The sequence below is a fragment of the Anaerobacillus sp. ABD4_527 genome, assembly GCF_056160805.1.
The window spans coordinates 66,102-85,551 of record NZ_JBSWXZ010000003.1; the positions used below are offsets into that span (position 1 = coordinate 66,102).

The window sequence follows — 19,450 nt, forward strand, 5'->3', positions numbered from 1 at the left end:
AACAAAGCTCCTCTCAAACTACCATTCTGCTGATGGTACCGATTGATAAACTTCTGACAGTGTTGATAACGCGCCCTCAAGGTGGTCAGTATGCTTGCCGTTTCTTCCATCTAAGCTCATTTCAATATCTAGGCTAAAGTCCACCTTCTCGTTAAGCATGTCCTTCCACCTCTGAATCAGTACTTCTTCACTTTCTATCAAGGAAAGACGTACGATCTTTTCTCCATTTTCTCCATATGAGAAAACGCCCCTCATTTCTTTAAGTACGATGTCGATCGCGTTTGTCATTCTTCTTTTAGCTTCTGGTGTACTGTTCATTAGTTGATCGAACCACGTTTCCCAGTGCATGAGGTGGTAAGACATCTCGACCGAAATCTTTTTCACGATTTGTTGAAGGGATTCATAAGAGTTTTCCTTGATGGATTGCAAGCGTACTTTTTTCGCTAACGTGTAGAAATAGTTTCTTACTACAGTAAAAGCCCAATCGTAGTTAGGTTCTTCGAGATATGTTCCTTGCCCGTTCGGAAGTTCTAATAAAACTGCATTATGGAAGTCATGAGGTGACCTCGCATGTGTGAGTTTGTCAGCATCCCCTTCACCAAGCTCTTCGAGTAACGAATAGTAGAGGGTTGCATGCCCCATTAAATCCTGACTGATCGAAGAAAAAGCGACATCTTCTTCAATATGGGGAGCGAGTCCTAACCACTCTGATCCTCTATAGGCAAGGATAAAATCATCATCTGCAAGCTGGTAAATGAGCTCGATTAGACTATTGCGGTATTCGGCGGACTCCATCAATGATTGCCTCCTCCCATAATATCTTTTTCAGTAAGCTGTTCCTGTTCATATTTGCGCCACTTTTTCTTCAAGTAACCATATCCTTTTGTTTCTCTATAAGATTTATCGAGATTCTTCATTCCCTCTCGTTCTTCTTGTGTCATCGTTCGGATATCGTCTCGTTTTACGACCCAGATATCTGCAGGCTGTTCTCGTCGGAAAAAGTTTTCCTTTGCCATGATAAAAGCAAGCTCACGATTTGGAGCAAGCAGGCTGAATTGGTACTGTAATGGTGCTTTGTCATTCTTCTTACTAAACACTTCATAAACTTGGTAGAAATCCTTTTCACCTTCACTCACTTCAAGAACACCTCTCTATATATGCTGTGGTCTTTTACCAAGCGCCTCACGCACCCAGCTATTCATTTCATATGATCGTACTCTAAGCGCTAGTCGTTCTTTAGACTTCGGACCATTTCCAGTAACGATTTTCTTAAATTCCGACCAATCAGGATCTGCGTACTCCCACTCTGATTTTTCTTCATCAAATTTTAACGTAGGATCTGGAATCGTTAATCCTAACGCCCAGATTCTCGGAACATATTTCGTTAAAAATTCCTGGCGTAGCTCTTCATTCGTTTTCGTACGCAGTTTGTACTGCATGTTTTTATCTTGATTCGAGTGACCTGTTTCATTTTTTGATTTAGGACCAAAGAACATTAGGAGCGACGTCCACCATCTGTTGAGGGCGTCTTGCAAAAGTTCCCTTTGCTCTTCTGTGCCTTCTGCAAGTGCCATGATGATGCTCTCGCCATGCTGCGCATGAAAGACTTCTTCCGCACAAATCCGTTTCAAAGCTCTTCCATATGGTCCATAAGAAGTGCCTAGCATCATCGTTTGTGAGATGATTGCAGCGCCATCCACTAGCCATGCGATAATTCCTGCATCGCCCCACGTTGGTGCCTCCATGTGAAATACGTTGTGAAACTTTAAGCGTCCTGAGAACAGGTCCTTCATAATGTCGTCTCTATTCTTGCCGAGTGGTGCCATTAAATCTTCTGCTACACGAAGTAAAAGCTGACCATGCCCCATTTCATCCTGAACCTTTGCCATGATCGCTAATTTCCGATGAAGCGTAGGTGCTTTTGGTACCCATTCCTTCTCAGGAAGCGCTCCCATAATTTCGCTGATTCCATGCATCGATATTAAACGAATTAATGCTTCTCGGTACTCATCTGGCATCCAATCGTCCGCTTCAATTTTTTCACCATTGTTAATTCTATCCATGAAATGATCAATGTTTTGCTGATAAACAGCTTCCATTCCCACACACCTCCAATATAACGTTTATTTAACGTCATTATATTTTATTGTTATATAAATATCAAATATTTTCTGAATACTTTTCAAAAATAAAAAAGCCGGCTCTCAGCCGACTTCCTTGTTTCTACGCATTTACTTGCTTTCTTAACGCTTTTCTTAGAATCTTTCCGGTCGTGTTCTTTGGTAGTTCATCGATAAACTCGACGATCGTTGGGCATTTATATTTCGCAAGATGTTCCTTACAATAGATCATGACATCCTCTTCTGTAAGCGTGTCTTTTGAAACGATAAAGGCTTGTACCGCTTCTCCGAAATCAGGATCGGGTACTCCTACAACAGCTGCTTCCACAATACCTGGATGCTGGTATAGTACCTCTTCCACTTCTCTAGGGTAGACATTATATCCCCCTACGATCACGAGGTCTTTTTTACGATCTACGATATAGAAATAGCCTTCTTCATCCATCTTTGCGAGGTCTCCGGTATAAAGCCACCCGTCTCTAATTGTTGCAGACGTATCTTCAGGGAGCTTGTAATAGCCCGTCATAACATTTGGACCTTTTACAATAAGTTCACCAACAACACCAGGAGACACTTCTTGACCTAGTTCATCCACTACTTTATTCTCTACATTCGTAATATTCGTTCCGATTGAACCAGGCTTTCTCGGACGATCTAATGGGTTAAAACATGTAACTGGCGCCGCTTCAGATAAGCCGTACCCTTCTGAGACTCTTACACTGAACTTTTCTTCAAAGCGATGGAGGAGCGCAACAGGTAGCGGTGAACCTCCGGAAATACATATTCTTACATCCTTAAAATATTCACTTCGTCCTTCTGGGTATTGATAAAGAAAATTGTACATCGTTGGAACACCTGCAAAAACGGTTGCTTTATGCTTTTCAGCAACTCGAAAAACTTCTTGGGGACTGAATTTAGGCAGGATAAGAAGTGTTCCACCTGAAATAAGAGGAGCATTCATAGAAACAGTCATACAAAATACATGGAACATTGGGAGGGCTGTGATAACGACGTCGTCAGAATTAAACTCAAGATAATCGGCTGTGTCAGAAGCATTACTCACGATATTCTTGTGAGATAACATCGCTCCTTTTGGTCTACCAGTAGTCCCCGATGTATAGAGAATCACTGCAACATCATCTTCTTCTGTGTGAAGAGATGGTACAGCGTTTCCTTCTTCGGCAACCATACTTGTAAACGGTTTCAGTTTTATGTTTGAAATGACCTTTGAATCCGTTCCTTCTCCTACATACGTAACGAGGTTTACTCCAGGAAGCTGACCTGCCATCCCTTCTACAAGAGGTAATGCTTGTTCGAGCGTTACGATTGCCTTCACATCACCATTATGAAGCAAATATCCGATCTCGCTAGGTGTATAGATTGGATTGATTGGAATGACGACTGCTCCAGCTCGTAATACACCATAATAACTGATTAAAAATTCTGGTGAATTCCCAAGAATCAATGCAACGTGATCGCCTTTGTTGATATTCTCAGCTGCAAGGTTTGCTGCGAAAAGAGATACTTTCTGGTCAAGCTGTTCATACGTTACTGCCTCATCCTCATAAATATACGCTTGTTTATTTGGATGCGATAATGCGGCTCGTTTCAGTTGTTCCGAAAGATTCATTCGCTCTCCTCCTGATATGAATGAATAGTCATTCATTTTTAATTTTCTAAATATATTATATTGGAAGAAAATTTAACAAGCAAGGGGGGAATCATGTTATTATCGTTGTTCAAAAGAAATAGGAGCTGCTATAGCAGCTCCTATCCGTTAATAAAGAAGATTAATAAATTCTTCTTCAGTAATGTTTCCGAAATAATGTTTTACATCGATATCTTTAATTGCATCTCGAATGGACGCTGGGTCGTACCTAATATCGTTTAGTCGTTGTTCTAGCTCTTTTACATCCCCTACTCCGAAGAAGTCTCCAAAAATCGTTGCTTCCTTAATGTAACCTTTCTTCACTTCTAAGCGAACATCGATCGATCCAATTGAGAACCGCTTGGAATGCTGAACGTTGAATTTCGGGGACCTTCCATAGTTCCAATCCCAATTCTTATATCGCTTCTCTGCAATCTCATGTATTTTCTGCCAATCTTCCTCAGTTAGCTGATAGGTGGGGACATTATCATACTCTTCAAAAATTGATTCCAATAGCTTTTGTTTAAATTCTTCACGAGTCATATCATTGTCCATATGCTCACTGATGTTCGTCACTCTGCTTCGGATCGATTTAATTCCCTTTGATTCTATCTTCTCTTTGTTTACTTTTAATGCTTTTACGACGTTTTCTAGATTCACATCAAACATCAATGTTCCGTGACTATACATTCTACCTTTCGTTGAAAACTGAGCATTCCCCGATATTTTCTTTCCGTTAACGAGAAGATCGTTCCTCCCGCTTAACTCAGCTTCTACTCCCATCTTATGTAATGCTTTTACGACTGGGTCAGTGAATTTTTTGTAGTTGTGAAAACTATTTCCATCGTCTTTCGTAATAATACTAAAGCTTAAATTACCCTGATCATTGTACACAGCACCGCCACCTGAGAGACGTCTGATCACATCAACATCATTCTCTCGAATATAAGCTGTATCGATCTGTTCGATCGTGTTCTGATTCTTTCCTACAATTACCGTAGGATTCATCGAGTAAAAGAGCAGATAAGTTTCATCAGGGTCGAGTTCTTTTAGAATGTATTCTTCAATCGCCAGGTTAATCCCAGCATCCATAATGTTTTCATTATCGATATACCGCATAGCATTCCCTCCAGTTTGTACTGATTCCATTGTAATGAATTGTCTTAAACTAAGCAAAAAACCTACGCTTCCCCATAAAATGTTATGCGCTTCCTCCCCGTTCTTTTGTCCTATGCTACGAATACTTCTAGTAAACGCAAAAGAGGAGGAGCACAAATGAAGATTGTGTATTATGAAAAAGGGGACATCCCAGTTATTGTAGGTGCTTCGAGTTTAAATTCAAGCTTAACGATAGAGCAAATTAAAGCAGAAGGCGAAAAAAAGTGTAAGGAAATCGCAAGACTTCTTGGAAGAGAAATTGGTTTCTTAATGGATATGAACGGTAAACTCGAATCAAATCTAGATTAATATTTCAAAAGGACTGAAGGAAACCCCTCCAGTCCTTTACTCATCTTTCCCACGTTAATCCACTTTCCGCAAGAACAACTTCTCCATCAAAATACTTCTTCGCATCGTCCTCTAACTCTTCTAACACACCAAAGTGTGGCAGGTGAGTTAGCATTAGCGTGCCCACATTTGCTGAACTTGCAATGGTTGCCGCATCCGTACTATTCATATGCCCCATATCTGTTCCGTCCATATGGCTGTACAAATTACATTCACATATGAAAAGATCTACGTCGCGAGCGAACTCTTCGAACTCTTTCATATAACTTGAGTCTGCTGTAAATACCATGCTTGTTTGTTCATCCGTAATCCTCATAGCAAAACAAGTCACTGGATGCTTCGTTTTGAGAAACGTAATCGTAAATGGGCCGATCGTAAGCTCTTCGTCTTCCTTGTAGGGGGTTGCCACCGTATATGGTTCATGACTGAGTCGTTTAAATTCTGCTTTATCATGTGGAGGCGCATAGATCGGCAGCTCAGGAAGCTCCTTACCGATCTTTGATTGAATGAGTCTTCCATGGTAAAGAACACCGATATCCGCGATGTGATCAGGGTGATAATGACTGATCATTACGGCATCAAGCTCCTCAACAGAGAGATAATGTTGTAGCTGTGCCAAAACCCCACTACCACAATCTACTAGTAAGTTAAAACCATCTGATTGTACAAGATAACCAGCGCTAGCTTCTCCCACTTTAGGATATCCACCCCACGGGCCGAGAACTGTCACTTTCATCTCTATCACGCTCCCTTCATTTCAAGTAACGCTCTTGCAGTATATTGATCAGTAATTAAAATGTTTGCATAGCCGCCTTTTAACGCCCCAAAAATAGCCTCTACCTTTTTTGGACCGCCCGCGATCAGTATCGATTTTTCCTTTTTCGAAAGTTCTTCTAGGTCGATCCCAATTGTCCGATCATTTAAATCCTTATGAATCGGCCGTCCATTTCGATCGAAGAAACGAGAGCAGATTTCACCGACAGACCTTGAGTGAATGACATCTAATTCTTCCTCACTCACATACTCCGCTTGAACGATCACAGAATCTTTCGTTGGAATGCCGACGCTAAAAAGAGCTACGTTCGCATCGCGCCCCATATCGAGTACCTTCCGAATATGTCGATCAGCCTCCATCGTCTCTTTCACAAGCAGCTGATCGACGATAGCAGGTACAGGTAAGAAGTGACTCGCTGCATGGAACGAACGGCTGAGCATCTGTATAACTTCATATGCAAACGTATTGGTTTCTGAATAGCTGATCCCACCATTTAACTGAACGACAGTCACATTCTTCAAAAGTTTATGACGGAGATTTTTTCCCACCTCATGTAAGGTCGTTCCCCAGGAAACTCCAATTAGATCATTATCTCTTATCGTGTCATTAAGATACAGAGCAGCTGTCTTTCCTACATGGTGTTTTACGATACTGTCTTCATATTGGGGAACAATGGTCACTTTGGCGTCCATCAGGCCAAATGCCTCGACGAGCTCGGTGCTTAATCGATGGACATCCTCAGAAGGATCATGAATGGTTATCTCCACAACACCTTCCGCTTTCGCTTGTTTCAACAGCCTGGATACGGTTGGCCTAGATACCGACAACTTGCTGGCGATTTCTTGCTGACTGAAATCAAGCTGATAATATAAGCGGGCTGCCTCTACAACCTTTTCAAGTTTTCCCTTATCCATAGCAACACCTGTAATTCCGTATTATTTGCCACCTAAAACACCTTTAAAAAAGGCTTTCAGAAAGACCTTTTCGCCTTCTGAAAGCCTCTCAAGTGTTATCTTGATAGCATTGCTTTTACTCTTTTAACAACGTTTTCTGGAGTGAAGCCAAATTCTTTGATGACCGTATTTCCTGGTGCTGAAGCTCCGAAACGGTCGATCGCTAGAACATCACCTTGTTGTCCAACATAGCGATCCCAGCCCATGGATGCTCCCATTTCAATTCCAAGACGAACCGTTACATCATCAGGCAACACTGTTTTCTTGTAGTCTTCAGACTGCTGTTCGAAAAGATCCCAGCTTGGCATGCTAACAACAGAAGCCGTGATTCCTTCTTTTTCAAGAAGCTTTTGTGCTTCAACTGCAAGACCTACCTCAGAACCTGATGCGAGTAGAAGAGCATCCGCATTTGTGCTGCCTTCCACGATGTAAGCACCGCGCTTAACGCCTTCGTAAGCATCTTCGTGAGAGTCAGTTACTACAGGAAGGTTTTGACGAGATAAAACAAGTGCTGTCGGATTCTTAGAAGATTCCAGTGCTACTTTCCAAGCCGCAGCCGTTTCGTTACCATCTGCTGGTCTGATCACCGATAATCCAGGCATCGCACGAAGAGAAGCTAGCTGCTCTACAGGCTCATGCGTTGGTCCATCTTCACCAACTGCTACGCTATCGTGAGTGAACACATATGTTGCTGGTACACCCATCAATGCTGATAAACGAAGTGCAGGACGAAGGTAGTCAGAGAATACAAAGAAAGTCGCGCCAAAGATCTTAAGACCTTTGTGAAGTGCGATACCGTTCATCGCAGCTGCCATTCCGAATTCACGTACACCGAACCAGATATTTCTTCCACTATAATCCGCTGCTGAGAAATCATTCTCGCCCTTAAGCATTGTCTTGTTAGAAGATGCAAGGTCAGCAGAGCCACCGAAGATTTGTGGATTGTTCTTAGCGATCGCATTTAGAACTTCACCTGATGCAGCACGTGAAGCAGTGCTCGTACCTTTTTCATAAGAAGGAATTTCACTATCCCAGCCTTCTGGAAGTTCCCCTTTGATCGCTGCTTTCAACTGTGCAGCTAGTTCAGGATACTTCTCTTCGTAGCTAGCGAAAAGTTCGTTCCACTGCTTCTCTTTCTTGTCTCCTTCTTCCTTAAGTTCAGCGAAGACACTCTTCACTTCTTTAGGAATATGGAAGTCATTTTCATAAGACCAGTTGTAGTTTTCTTTTACTAGAGAGATTTCATCTGATCCAAGTGGTGCACCATGAGATGTGTTGCTTCCACCTTTATTCGGAGAACCATAACCGATCGTTGTCTTCACTTCGATCATCGTTGGCTGCTCTGTGTTGCTCTTCGCTTGCTTTAGAGCATCCGCAATTGCTGCCATATCGTTACCGTCTTCAACGCGAATCACTTGCCAGCCATAAGCTTCATAACGCTTTTGAACATCTTCTGAGAATGACTGGTTTAATTCACCGTCAAGAGAGATATCGTTCGAATCGTACATCACGATAAGACGGCCAAGCTTAAGGTGACCAGCTAATGAAGCTGATTCAGATGAAACACCTTCCATTAAGTCTCCGTCACCACAAATGCTGTAAGTGTAGTGATCGATCACGTTAAAGTCATCTCTGTTGTATGTCGCTGCTAGATGACGCTCTGCCATAGCCATTCCGACTGACATCGCTAGTCCTTGTCCTAATGGACCAGTCGTAGCATCGACACCTGGTGTTTCTCCAAACTCAGGGTGTCCCGGAGTGTTGCTTCCCCATTGGCGGAAAGATTTAAGATCTTCCATGCTAACATCGTAGCCGAACAAGTGAAGCATGCTATAGAGTAGCGCTGAGCCGTGTCCTGCTGAAAGGACGAAACGATCACGGTTGAACCATTCTGGGTTAGATGGACTGTGATCCATGAACTGACTCCATAATGTATATGCCATCGGCGCAGCTCCCATCGGCATTCCTGGATGTCCAGAGTTAGCCTTTTCGACTGCATCGATGGATAATGTACGAATTGTATTTACTGCAAGTGAATCCATTTGATTTGTTGTCATATGTATACACTCCTTTTTTTATTGTGAAATTTAGTAAAATGTCTTCTGAACAAATGTACATTGATTATTATACATGAGTGCTCGAAAAAGAAAAAGGAAAGATGTCTGATTTTACAAAAAAACATCTAGACCACAAAATTATCTTCCCTCGAAAATGAGTTTTCAATCATGAAAGTTTCAACAAATAAAAAAAGCGCGGTGAATACCGCGCTAAGGTTAAGATCAAAACACATCGGAGTGCAGCAGCTGATTTCCGCTCCAGGATGCTCGCTTTCCGCGGGGCGGGCGGTGTGCCTCCTCGGCGCTCTCCCGCGCGCCTGCGGGGTCACACCTGTCCCGCTCACCCCTCAGGAGTCGAGCATCCTTCCGCTCCAATCTACGTGATTATGAGCAAAACAATTTCCTCATGATACTTCGATGGTGTTAGATATTCTTAATTATTACAATAAGTAAGCTTTTACCTCATACGGTCGCATAGTAGAGTTCGTTTCTAATTTATGCGGAGTACTTTCATAGTTGTTGATGAGGAGGCTGCCTCCTTGTAAAGATTCATGTAGTTCAAGAGTTACGTTTTCACTTGAGAAGTTAGCTGCTACAACGAGTGTTTGGTCTTTGTATGATCTGGTGTAGACGTACAATTGCTCGTCGTCTTCTAGTAGGAGATTATAATCACCGTGAACGATGATGTCGTGTTCTTTTCTTAGGCGAATAAGCTCTTTATAGAAGTAGAAGGTCGAGTTTTCATCGCTCAATGCTTTCTTTGCATTCACTTCTGTATAGTTGGGGTTAAGTTTAATCCATGGTGTGCCAGTGGTGAATCCAGCATGCTGCTCATCAGTCCATTGCATTGGCGTTCTAGCATTGTCTCGTCCTTTTTTATGAATAGCTTGAAGGATTTCCTCATGCTCTCTCCCTTTATCTTCTACCTCTTCTTTATACATGTTCAGTGTTTCGATATCTTTATATTCCTCGATCGAATCGAAGTATACATTTGTCATACCAAGCTCCTGGCCTTGATAGATATATGGTGTTCCTTGAAGTAAGTGAAGCCAGGCTGCAAGCATTTTTGCTGATTCGACGCGATACGATCGATCATCACCAAAGACAGATACAGATCGAGGTTGATCATGATTTTCCATATACAGACTGTTCCAACCTCTACCATGTAACTCGGTTTGCCACTTAGAAATGATTTTCTTCAAATCCGTCAGCTTCCATGGTTGCTGGTCCCATTTTCCTCCTGGACCACTTGTTACGTCCATATGTTCAAATTGAAACAGCATACTGACGATTCCATCTTTTTCGTCTGTATACTTCACACCATCCTCAGGTGTAGCAAGCGGCATTTCTCCTACCGTCATGGCACCATACTGGCTCAATACTCTTTCGTTCAGGTCTTTCATATACTCAAAGAATTTCGGACCATTAACGAAATAGTCACCACCCCACTGGTATTGATCAGGTGACGTTACTTCAGCATCTGGAAGACCAGGCTCTTTCGATATAAAATTGATGACATCCATTCGAAAACCATCAACACCTTTATCGAGCCAGAAGCTCATCAAATCATACACTTCTTCACGTAACGTTGGATTTTCCCAGTTTAAGTCTGGCTGCTTCTTTGAGAAAAGATGAAGGTAATACTCTTCGGTCATCTCATCATACTGCCATGCAGATCCACCGAAGATTGACCCCCAGTTGTTTGGTTCATGTCCATCAACACCAGGACGCCATATATAATAGTCTCGATATGGATTGTCCTTTGATTTCCGAGATTCCGCAAACCATGCATGCTCATCTGAAGAATGGTTAACAACGAGATCCATCACGAGTCGAATGCCTCGCTTATGCATACCATCCAACATCTCTTCCCAGTCAGCCATTGTACCGAATTCATCCATAATCTCTCTATAGTTGCTAATATCATACCCATTGTCATCGTTTGGTGATTGATATACTGGAGACAACCACACGACATCGATCCCTAGTTCTTTTAAATAATCGAGCTTCTCTGTAATTCCTTTAATATCGCCGATACCGTCACCATTGCTATCATTAAAACTTCTTGGATATATTTGATAAACGACACTATCTTTCCACCATTGCTTCCCCACGTCGAAACCCTCCTGATATTATAGTATTGCGCAAACGTTTTCACAGCCTATTATATAGGAGATTCTATTGAAGTACAAATGAGGGATACGAAGCGAGCTTCTTTTATTTCTAGTATAAAAATTGGTATAATAGGTCTATTCTTCAGTATCTAATAGGCAGAAAGAGTTTTGTCGAGAGGGGCTATACTACATGAGTATCATTCAAGTTAAAAACTTAAAGAAATCGTTCGGTGATTTAGAAGTTCTAAAAGAAATCAGTACTGAAATAAATGAACAAGAAGTCGTCTGCGTCGTTGGCCCATCAGGGTCGGGCAAAAGTACGTTTCTTCGTTGTTTAAATAAATTAGAAGATATAACAGGTGGCAGCGTAATCGTGAATGGTCATGACATTGCTAATCCTAAGACTAAAATCAATAAAGTTAGGCAAGATGTGGGGATGGTCTTTCAGCACTTTAATCTCTTTCCACACAAAACTGTTCTTGAAAATATCACGGTTGCTCCTATCAAAGTAAAGGGAAACAACAAACAAGAATCCAAAGAACAAGCTTTGGAACTGCTTCAAAAAGTAGGGCTAAAGGAGAAGGCAAACAGCTACCCTGGTGAACTCTCTGGTGGCCAAAAACAACGAGTTGCTATCGCTAGAGCACTAGCTATGGAACCAAGCGTCATGTTGTTTGACGAACCGACTTCAGCGCTTGACCCTGAAATGATTGGAGAAGTGCTCGAGGTTATGAAGCAGCTTGCAAAAGAAGGAATGACGATGGTAGTCGTCACTCACGAGATGGGCTTCGCAAGAGAAGTTGGAGATCGAGTACTGTTCATGGACGGCGGCTACATTGTAGAAGAAAATGTACCTGAAGAAATCTTCCAAAACCCACAAAATGAACGAACAAAAGCATTCTTAAGTAAAATACTATAAAAAAACGTGCAGATCAGAGATCTGCACGTTTTTTACGTAGAAAATAATGTTAGCTCATTGCTACACCATTAGTCGATAAGGCCTTTTTCCTTCAAGAAGTTCATCGCAACCTCTTCTGGTTCTTCACCATCTAGATCGACCTTGGCATTCATTTCAGACATTTCTTCTTCAGAGATTTTTCCTGCTAGTTCATTCACAATATCAGCTAACTCTGGATGAGAATCTAGCGTTTCTTGTCTTACAACAGGAGCAGCGTAGTAAGGCGGGAAGAAATTCTTATCATCTTCCGTACTCACCAGGTTAAAACGGGCAATACGACCATCTGTAGTAAATGCAGGGATCACATCTACTTCCCCTTCATTCAATGCATCGTACATGATGTTCGGATCAAGACTTTCTGTTTCTTTAAAATCAAATCCATACGTTTCTACCATCGCTTCGTAACCATCAATACGTTCATAGAATGGGTGTGGTCCTCCGAATACCATTTCGTTCGATACTGGAATTAAGTCTGAGTACGTTTCAGCATTCAGGTCCTTATTCGTTTCTTGTGTGATCGCAAGGGTATAACCATTCTCAAAGCCTAGTGGCTCAAGCCAAACGAGGTCGAATTCGTCCTTGTATCCTTCTTTAACACGATTAAAGATTTCATCGGCAGATTCACTAGAATCAGCAGTATCTTTTAAGACCGTTTCAAGCCCTGTTCCCGTGTACTCAACATACATGTCCACATCGCCATCAACTAAAGCTTGATGGATAACACTTACCTCACCTACAGCTTCATCGATCTCGACTTCATAATCGCTATTCGCCTTTATGTATTCACCAATAAGGTGCGGTAAAATATATTGCTCTGTCCATGGCTTCCCTGAAATGACGATTGGATCATCCTCACTACTTCCGCTATCGTTACCGCAGGCAGCCAGTACCATAGCGAGGCCAATAATAAGTACAGTAAACTTCTTCAAATTAATCTCCCCTTTATTTTTTTGCTTTAATCCCTTTTGGAGTTGCTGCATTTTCTAATAACTTTAAGATCAAGTCGAACCCTAATGCTAGAATCGTAGCTGGAAGTGCACCAGCTAACACAAGCTCATCCTTGTTGGATGTAAGCCCTCTATAGATGATGTCTCCAAGTCCTCCTGCGCCAACGAACGTGGCTAACGTTGCAACACCAATCGTCAATACAGTCGCAGTTCTTACACCTGCCATAATAACAGGTAAAGAAAGAGGAATCTCGATTTTCTGAAGGATTTGAAGATTCGTCATCCCCATACCCCTACCTGCTTCTATCGAAGATTGATCAACTGAAGTGATTCCAGTGTATGTATTTCTCAAGATTGGGAGCAACGCATAAACCGTCAAAGCGATGATTGCAGTTGTGTTCCCAATTCCTAGGAAAGGAATTAAAAAACCAAAGAGCGCTAAACTTGGTACTGTTTGAAAAACCGCTGAAATTGCGATAAACGGTTCCGCAAGTTTTTTCCTTCGAGAGATAAAGATGCCTAGTGGTACTGAAATAACGATTGCAATCACGATCGAGATGAACGATAGAAAGAGATGTTCTTGTAGAGCAACTAGAATATCATCCCATCGGCCTTGAATGGTTTCAATGAACAAAACAAAGAAATTTCGATCATTCATTTAGGGCACCTTCCTTTCGCTGACTTACTTGATCGAGACCGGCTAGCCCTCTCATCATACTGCCATTCGTAATAACGCCTTCAAGTTTTTTCTCATTCACTACTGGAATCATCTTCAGTGTCTCTTCAGCAAACCGTTTTGCGATTTCTGGGTAAACCGTATCACTCGTAACAGGTTCAGGTTTACTCATCACATCGATGATGCGCTTAGAGTCATCCTCATAATGCTCTTGAACCACTTCAAGTGTAATCACTCCCTGATAAACTTGTTCAGGACCTGTAACGACAAGACTGTCGACGCGTTCTGATTTCATTAATCGAAATGCCTCGGCTAGGCCTCGGCTATCTTTCACAGTAGCCACTTTTCGGATCATCAAATCGCGAGCTGAAGGCGTCTTTCCCTTAGCGATCCTTTCATCGCCAACAAAGTCTCGGACAAACTCGTTTTTGGGGTGGCGCAGTATATGATCAGGAGTATCGAGCTGGAGGATCTCGCCGTCTTTCATGATCGCGATACGGTCAGCGATCTTCATTGCTTCGTCCATATCATGAGTTACAAAAACAATCGTCTTTTGTATCTCCTTTTGCAGCTTAATCAATTCATCTTGGAGCTGTTCCCGGCTGATCGGATCGAGAGCACTAAAAGGCTCGTCCATCAGAATGATTGGTGGTTCTGCAGCTAATGCTCGGATAACCCCAACACGCTGCTGTTGTCCTCCACTTAACTCTAGCGGATAACGAGAGCGAAATGTTGAAGGTTCTAGTCCAACAAGGTCCAATAACTCATCAACACGTTTATCTATTTTATTTTTCTCCCATTTCTTTAGCTTCGGTATCAACGATATGTTCTCTGCAATCGTCATATGCGGTAGTAGCCCAATTTGTTGAATGACGTACCCGATGCTTCGTCTGAGCTCTACTGGATCCTGTTCGGCAATCTGTATGCCGTCTATGTAGATCTGACCTCCTGTTGGCTCGATCAACCGATTGATCATTTTCATAGTCGTTGTTTTTCCACAACCACTTGGACCGATCAAGGTCAAAAGTTCCCCTTTTTCAATATGTAAGTTAATGTCTTTTAAAGCAGTTGTTCCATCAGGAAATTGTTTGCTAACATTTTTAAAAGTAATCATTCTTCCCCTTCACCCTGCCTCCTCAAAAATTCCTATTCTAAGTGAATACCCTAACGTGCTCGTTTCAAACTAATCGATACTATTACAATCTTACTAATACTCTATCCTTTTTCGCAGTATAATTCAAAGAAATGAGCCTTCTCGTAATCGAGAAGGCTCAGTTTCTTTTATTTCGTTACAGCAGGTTCATCAAACCTCTGAGTTTTACGTTTTTTCATTTCCATGAAGAAAAATACAATTGTCCCAACTATGAAAATAGTAGTGAACCCGGCTAATACCCATACGTTATCCCACATAAATGCAAAATTCCCACTAGAGATTACTGCCTTTAGTCCAGAAACGGTGTACGTCATCGGTAGCCATGAATTGAAGATTTGGAGACTCTCTGGAATTAACTCAAGTGGGAATGTACCGGCACTTGTCGTTAATTGTAGAATCAATATAATAATAGCGACAAAGCGTCCAGGATCGCCCATCGTCGTCACGAAGAACTGAATCATCGCCATATACGTTAAACTCGAAACAATTGAAAACATGATGAATAGCGGTACGCTCTTAACTTCAATTCCTAGTCCATACAATAATACGGCATCCGCAATCACTGCTTGAATAACACCTACTGTAAGAAGAATTCCATACTTACTCATAAACCATCCTAGTGCAGACTTGGGATTTGCAGCAGGTTCTCGAAGCGGGAAGACGATCGACATTAGAAGAGCCCCTACAAATAATCCGAGAGATAGGAAGTATGGAGCGAAACCTGTTCCATAGTTCGGAACTGAAGAAGTTGCATCACTTTCTACATCGACTGGATCTGCAAACATGTTGTAGGTCTCTTCATCTGCTTTTGTTTGAGACGTTTCTTTGGCAGCTTCATCTAACTTTGTATGAAGTTCACTCGATCCGTCACTTACTTTCTCAGCACCACTATCTACCTTCTTTGACCCTTCTAGAAGCTTTCCTGCACCTGTTGTTAAATCAGACGTTCCTCCTTCTAAATCGGTCAAACCGGTTACGAGTTTCTCGGACCCATCAGTTAATTCAACAACACCGCGATTGAGTTTCCCTATATTTGTAATCATGTCTTGCCAACCAGATGACACGTCGCTTGTTCCTTGAGCTACTTGAGCAGCACCGGCTTCAAGTTTTGATACCTTTTCTTTCGCATCATTTATCTCTGTCCCAAACTGATTGAGACCTTGTTCGAGCTTTACTTGCCCATCATATATAGATTCTAGTGCCGAAATAAGCTCTGATTGACTCGTTTTCATCTCACTTATGCTTGAAGAAACACCCTTTGAAACTGCTTCTAACGTTGTAGCTCCATCCTTAACGGACTGAGCGGCGCCTGCAGATTTTTCTGCGATAGGCTTTAGTTGACTGATCAACGCTTGTTTCTCTTCTTCTGTATAAGCATCATTTGATTGAATACCTTGAATCACGCCCTGTAACTCTTTTGAAACTTGAGCAGCTCCTTGACCACCATTAACAATCGGTTCTTTTATGCTTTCAGCAGTCGTACCTAAAGCGGTCACTTCTGACGATTTTTTCTTGAGGTTCGATAAAATTTGTTCGATGCCTTGTTGACTTTGTTTTACTCCACTAAGCAGGCTTTCTTGCGCTGACTTAAATTCATTGAAACCATCGTTTAGCTTTTTCACACCATCACTGACCTGATTGGCACCAACAGTTAAATCATTTACTTTAGATTGTCTTTCTTTTAATGTTGTTAACAAAGTAGTGGACCCTTGACTCGCTTCGTCTAACCCATTTGCAAGTTCCTCTGATCCATTTTGCAATTCACTCACGCCGTTCGTAATTTCGATCGATCCATTGTTTAGCTCGGCTAAATTTGCTTTTAACTTCGCTGTTCCATCTTTTAATTCTGAAGAGCCATCAGCTAAATCTCCTGCACCATCTGATGCATCTGACAAACCATCTGCAATCTCGCTAAACGTATCAAAAATAAGTTCACTATAATTCTCTGTGATATTGTTTGCGATTTGAGACTTGATTTCACCTACAGCTGTACCACCTATTTGCCCAGCGAGGAAGTTAAAGCTTTCATTTGGCACATACTCTAGATTTAGTTTTTCAGGCTGTTCATCAAGTACTGTCGTTGATCGTTCTGAGAAATCTTCCGGGATCTGAATCTTCATATAATAGGTCTGATCCTCAAGACCCTCATTCGCTACTTCCTCATCAACGAAGTCCCACTTGAATTGTGGATCGTCTCTCAACTTTTCTATCAAATCATTTCCTATTTCAATGTGCTCTCCTTCAAAATCAGCTCCGCTGTCTTCATTTACAACAGCGACAGGAATTTGATCGAGATTCTCATACGGATCCCAGAATGCCCATAGAAACATACCACTGTATAAAACAGGGATGAATAGGACTGCTAAAACAGGTATGAGAATTTTCTTATTAGTGAACAATGCACGCCACTCAGAACGGAGATGACGAAATTTCATAGTTGATGACCTCCCGTTGTCTATATGACCAATTTTGTCATTTGGTCATTAATACTAAAAAAAAGAACAATCTATACTATCTCGACTGCATTTTGACCAAAATTAAAATTTAGTCATTTTAACCACAGATAGTAATATATCATCCTTTTTTTATTTAGGCAATAGCCCTTCTATACCTTCTTAATCCCTTCCATTGTGAATAACTCGATATGGTGGGCAATCTCTTCTTTTGTTAAAGAACGGTTTGACTTCTCCCAATCAAAAACGAGAGCGATATACATTTTGAAAAGCAGGAATGCAGTGAGAGAAGGATCGCATTCTTTTATCTCATTGTTCCGTATTCCCCTCTCGATTTCTTGCTTAATAAAGGACGTGATCGCTTGTTCTACAAGATTGAGCGCTTCTAAAGCAGCTGGTGTTCCTATTTCTCGAACTTCTTGTGATAGTTTAATTGCGAGTTTATGTTCCTTCCGGTGTTCGAGTACATCGAACAATCCCCTATGAAGATTCTCAAAAAACGTATCCTCTTCATTAATGGAGGTTTGAGCAAGTTCTTTCATCTCACTTACCATCTGGTTTACGATCTCATTGAAAAGCTCTTCTTTATTTCTAAAAAAAGTGTAGATCGTCCCTTTTCCCACATTTGCTATTTTCGCTACTTGGTCCATCGTTGTTGCTTTATATCCAAACATTGAAAAAGATTTCTCTGCAGCATTGATTATGCTTATCTTTCGGTCAAATCCCATTGTCCTCCCCCTTTATTTTAATGTAGGGAGCGTTACCGTTACGGTCGTTCCCGAACCAATCGTACTTTCATACGATATTTTCCCATTCATATTTCTTATGAGTCTATTTGTTATCATTGTGCCTAACCCAGTACCTTTTGATTTCGTTGTGTAAAAGGGAAGGCCGATTTTTTTCAGCTCTTCATCACTCATGCCAGATCCATTGTCACTTATAACAATATCAACCGTGTTTCTCTTTGTTCCATTCTGAAGAGAGATTTCGATCAGTCCATCTTTCTCTATTGCTTCGATGGAATTCTTAATGAGATTGATCAAACACTGTTTCATCTCTTGAGGGTTGGTTAAGATTCTGAAATCACCGTTCTCTTCATAAGAAATTTTAACAGCATGGTAAACCCCTAGAACTGACGTCAACTCGATTGTATCACTGACAACTTTATTCAAGTGGACCTCAACATGATCCAACCTTGTTGGTTTGATGAGAGTCAGGTAATCGGTAATGATTTTATTCGTTCGATCAATTTCATCTAGCATCAGTGGCGCATATTTTTTCACCTGCTGATCTTCTGCACCTGTAGAAATAAATTGAAGTAGACCTCTAACCGTTGTGAGTGGATTTCTGATCTCATGGGCGATTGAAGCAGCCATTTTTCCAGCAACAGACAGTTTTTCAAGATAGACCGTCTCCTCGAGCTGGAGGTTAATGATAACGAGTTTCTCCGTTAAATAGAAAATAAAAAAATAAGCGATTGCAAAAGATAGAAAATAGATCGGATAAAAGTATGGTTCTGATGGTTTGACTAACCATAAGATGATCGATATATAAGTAATGATAAAGATAATGCCTACTTTTAAGATAACATTCCATTTCTGGATCGACCTTTCGAATAGGCCTCTATATCCCCAAGCTAAGAAAAATGCAATGATGGCTAAACTGACACCTACGTAAGCGAACTCCCCGCCCATGGAAAATCGAGTGATCGAGATAACGACCGCACATATGACTCCTGGGACTGGGCCTCCATATAACGTAACTAGAATAAGAGGAATCACCCGCAGGTCAAATACAGTATCTCCGAATTTCTCTAACGGAAATAACATACACAAAAGGGCCATTAAGGAGCTAATCACACCGTATAAGAATTTATCTTTTAAACTTAACGACCTTGACCGTGTAAAAGGCATGACCATGTTCCAGATAAATAGCACTGAAAATAGCATCGCAATATTTACAAGTAGAGGTCTTGCCATATCTAACATTGCCAAGTCTCCTTTTTCTATATGTTGCCATTTCATTTTATCATTAGAGAGGTGATGAGACTATCTTATGGATTGCTAAATACGCACAAAAAAAGATTCACC

General features: G+C 41.4%; 17 protein-coding genes. 2 read left to right on the forward strand and 15 right to left on the reverse strand.

Annotated features, from left to right (window positions below; translation table 11 throughout):
- Window positions 1–18: 18 nt before the first annotated feature.
- The 5 genes from paaC to ACXAHI_RS17400 all read right to left on the reverse strand — a co-directional run bounded on the left by paaC (window position 19) and on the right by ACXAHI_RS17400 (window position 4,887).
- A complete protein-coding gene (gene paaC, locus ACXAHI_RS17380) occupies window positions 19–795 on the reverse strand; it encodes a 1,2-phenylacetyl-CoA epoxidase subunit PaaC (RefSeq protein ID WP_474850052.1) in 777 nt (258 codons plus the stop codon).
- The gene (gene paaB / locus ACXAHI_RS17385) at window positions 795–1,136 is read right to left on the reverse strand and encodes a 1,2-phenylacetyl-CoA epoxidase subunit PaaB (protein WP_270182475.1); all 342 of its coding nucleotides are present in this window, start codon (window positions 1,134–1,136) and stop codon (window positions 795–797) included. The genes paaC and paaB overlap by 1 nt, the downstream gene beginning before the upstream one ends.
- A 15-nt stretch (window positions 1,137–1,151) precedes the next feature.
- The gene (gene paaA / locus ACXAHI_RS17390; RefSeq protein ID WP_270182474.1) at window positions 1,152–2,099 is read right to left on the reverse strand and encodes a 1,2-phenylacetyl-CoA epoxidase subunit PaaA; all 948 of its coding nucleotides are present in this window, start codon (window positions 2,097–2,099) and stop codon (window positions 1,152–1,154) included.
- Window positions 2,100–2,223: 124 nt separating this feature from the next.
- Window positions 2,224–3,750: a fatty acid--CoA ligase family protein gene (locus tag ACXAHI_RS17395; protein ID WP_474850054.1), complete on the reverse strand. Its 1,527-nt coding sequence runs from the start codon at window positions 3,748–3,750 to the stop codon at window positions 2,224–2,226.
- Between the two features lie 147 nt (window positions 3,751–3,897).
- Window positions 3,898–4,887, reverse strand: coding sequence for a lipoate--protein ligase (locus tag ACXAHI_RS17400; RefSeq protein WP_474850056.1), 990 nt, complete (start codon window positions 4,885–4,887; stop codon window positions 3,898–3,900).
- Window positions 4,888–5,043: 156 nt separating this feature from the next.
- On the opposite strand from ACXAHI_RS17400, the gene ACXAHI_RS17405 reads away from it, so the two are divergent.
- Window positions 5,044–5,235, forward strand: coding sequence for a hypothetical protein (locus ACXAHI_RS17405; protein ID WP_270182471.1), 192 nt, complete (start codon window positions 5,044–5,046; stop codon window positions 5,233–5,235).
- A gap of 40 nt (window positions 5,236–5,275) precedes the next feature.
- On the opposite strand, the gene ACXAHI_RS17410 is transcribed toward ACXAHI_RS17405, so the two are convergent.
- From ACXAHI_RS17410 to ACXAHI_RS17425, 4 genes are all read right to left on the reverse strand, one after another.
- On the reverse strand, window positions 5,276–6,010 hold the full coding sequence (locus ACXAHI_RS17410; RefSeq protein WP_474850058.1) for an MBL fold metallo-hydrolase: 735 nt from the start codon (window positions 6,008–6,010) through the stop codon (window positions 5,276–5,278).
- A 5-nt stretch (window positions 6,011–6,015) separates the two neighbouring features.
- Window positions 6,016–6,963 (reverse strand): sugar-binding transcriptional regulator, encoded by a 948-nt coding sequence (locus ACXAHI_RS17415; RefSeq protein ID WP_474850060.1) that lies wholly within the window; start codon window positions 6,961–6,963, stop codon window positions 6,016–6,018.
- A gap of 95 nt (window positions 6,964–7,058) precedes the next feature.
- Entirely contained in the window at window positions 7,059–9,059 is a 2,001-nt protein-coding gene (gene tkt, locus ACXAHI_RS17420; RefSeq protein ID WP_474850062.1) for a transketolase, read from the reverse strand.
- A 440-nt stretch (window positions 9,060–9,499) separates the two neighbouring features.
- Window positions 9,500–11,173, reverse strand: a complete 1,674-nt coding sequence (locus tag ACXAHI_RS17425) for a glycoside hydrolase family 13 protein (RefSeq protein WP_474850064.1) — start codon at window positions 11,171–11,173, stop codon at window positions 9,500–9,502.
- 190 nt (window positions 11,174–11,363) lie between these two features.
- Between ACXAHI_RS17425 and ACXAHI_RS17430 the strand changes: the two genes are divergently transcribed.
- On the forward strand, window positions 11,364–12,092 hold the full coding sequence (locus ACXAHI_RS17430; RefSeq protein WP_474850066.1) for an amino acid ABC transporter ATP-binding protein: 729 nt from the start codon (window positions 11,364–11,366) through the stop codon (window positions 12,090–12,092).
- 68 nt (window positions 12,093–12,160) lie between these two features.
- Here ACXAHI_RS17430 and ACXAHI_RS17435 read toward each other — a convergent pair whose 3' ends face one another.
- The 6 genes from ACXAHI_RS17435 to ACXAHI_RS17460 all read right to left on the reverse strand — a co-directional run bounded on the left by ACXAHI_RS17435 (window position 12,161) and on the right by ACXAHI_RS17460 (window position 19,348).
- Complete coding sequence (locus ACXAHI_RS17435; protein WP_474850068.1) at window positions 12,161–13,060, reverse strand: ABC transporter substrate-binding protein; 900 nt, start codon at window positions 13,058–13,060, stop codon at window positions 12,161–12,163.
- A 13-nt stretch (window positions 13,061–13,073) separates the two neighbouring features.
- Window positions 13,074–13,736: an ABC transporter permease gene (locus tag ACXAHI_RS17440; RefSeq protein WP_474850070.1), complete on the reverse strand. Its 663-nt coding sequence runs from the start codon at window positions 13,734–13,736 to the stop codon at window positions 13,074–13,076.
- The gene (locus tag ACXAHI_RS17445) at window positions 13,729–14,868 is read right to left on the reverse strand and encodes an ABC transporter ATP-binding protein (protein WP_474850072.1); all 1,140 of its coding nucleotides are present in this window, start codon (window positions 14,866–14,868) and stop codon (window positions 13,729–13,731) included. Before ACXAHI_RS17445 ends, ACXAHI_RS17440 begins: the two co-directional genes overlap by 8 nt.
- Window positions 14,869–15,035: 167 nt before the next feature.
- Complete coding sequence (locus tag ACXAHI_RS17450) at window positions 15,036–17,342, reverse strand: YhgE/Pip family protein (RefSeq protein ID WP_474850074.1); 2,307 nt, start codon at window positions 17,340–17,342, stop codon at window positions 15,036–15,038.
- Window positions 17,343–17,512: 170 nt separating this feature from the next.
- A complete protein-coding gene (locus ACXAHI_RS17455) occupies window positions 17,513–18,088 on the reverse strand; it encodes a TetR/AcrR family transcriptional regulator (protein ID WP_270182462.1) in 576 nt (191 codons plus the stop codon).
- Between the two features lie 12 nt (window positions 18,089–18,100).
- Window positions 18,101–19,348: an ATP-binding protein gene (locus ACXAHI_RS17460; protein ID WP_474850076.1), complete on the reverse strand. Its 1,248-nt coding sequence runs from the start codon at window positions 19,346–19,348 to the stop codon at window positions 18,101–18,103.
- Window positions 19,349–19,450 lie beyond the last annotated feature (102 nt).

Bases quoted from the DNA above. Each gene is read 5' to 3' on its own strand.
- paaA (WP_270182474.1), bottom strand. From the start codon at position 2,099: ATGGAAGCTGTTTATCAGCAAAACATTGATCATTTCATGGATAGAATT.
- ACXAHI_RS17455 (WP_270182462.1), bottom strand. From the start codon at position 18,088: ATGGGATTTGACCGAAAGATAAGCATAATCAATGCTGCAGAGAAATCT.
- ACXAHI_RS17450 (WP_474850074.1), bottom strand. From the start codon at position 17,342: ATGAAATTTCGTCATCTCCGTTCTGAGTGGCGTGCATTGTTCACTAAT.
- tkt (WP_474850062.1), bottom strand. From the start codon at position 9,059: ATGACAACAAATCAAATGGATTCACTTGCAGTAAATACAATTCGTACA.
- ACXAHI_RS17400 (WP_474850056.1), bottom strand. From the start codon at position 4,887: ATGCGGTATATCGATAATGAAAACATTATGGATGCTGGGATTAACCTG.
- ACXAHI_RS17395 (WP_474850054.1), bottom strand. From the start codon at position 3,750: ATGAATCTTTCGGAACAACTGAAACGAGCCGCATTATCGCATCCAAAT.
- ACXAHI_RS17445 (WP_474850072.1), bottom strand. From the start codon at position 14,868: ATGATTACTTTTAAAAATGTTAGCAAACAATTTCCTGATGGAACAACT.
- ACXAHI_RS17415 (WP_474850060.1), bottom strand. From the start codon at position 6,963: ATGGATAAGGGAAAACTTGAAAAGGTTGTAGAGGCAGCCCGCTTATAT.
- ACXAHI_RS17410 (WP_474850058.1), bottom strand. From the start codon at position 6,010: ATGAAAGTGACAGTTCTCGGCCCGTGGGGTGGATATCCTAAAGTGGGA.
- paaC (WP_474850052.1), bottom strand. From the start codon at position 795: ATGGAGTCCGCCGAATACCGCAATAGTCTAATCGAGCTCATTTACCAG.
- ACXAHI_RS17460 (WP_474850076.1), bottom strand. From the start codon at position 19,348: ATGTTAGATATGGCAAGACCTCTACTTGTAAATATTGCGATGCTATTT.
- ACXAHI_RS17430 (WP_474850066.1), top strand. From the start codon at position 11,364: ATGAGTATCATTCAAGTTAAAAACTTAAAGAAATCGTTCGGTGATTTA.
- ACXAHI_RS17440 (WP_474850070.1), bottom strand. From the start codon at position 13,736: ATGAATGATCGAAATTTCTTTGTTTTGTTCATTGAAACCATTCAAGGC.
- ACXAHI_RS17405 (WP_270182471.1), top strand. From the start codon at position 5,044: ATGAAGATTGTGTATTATGAAAAAGGGGACATCCCAGTTATTGTAGGT.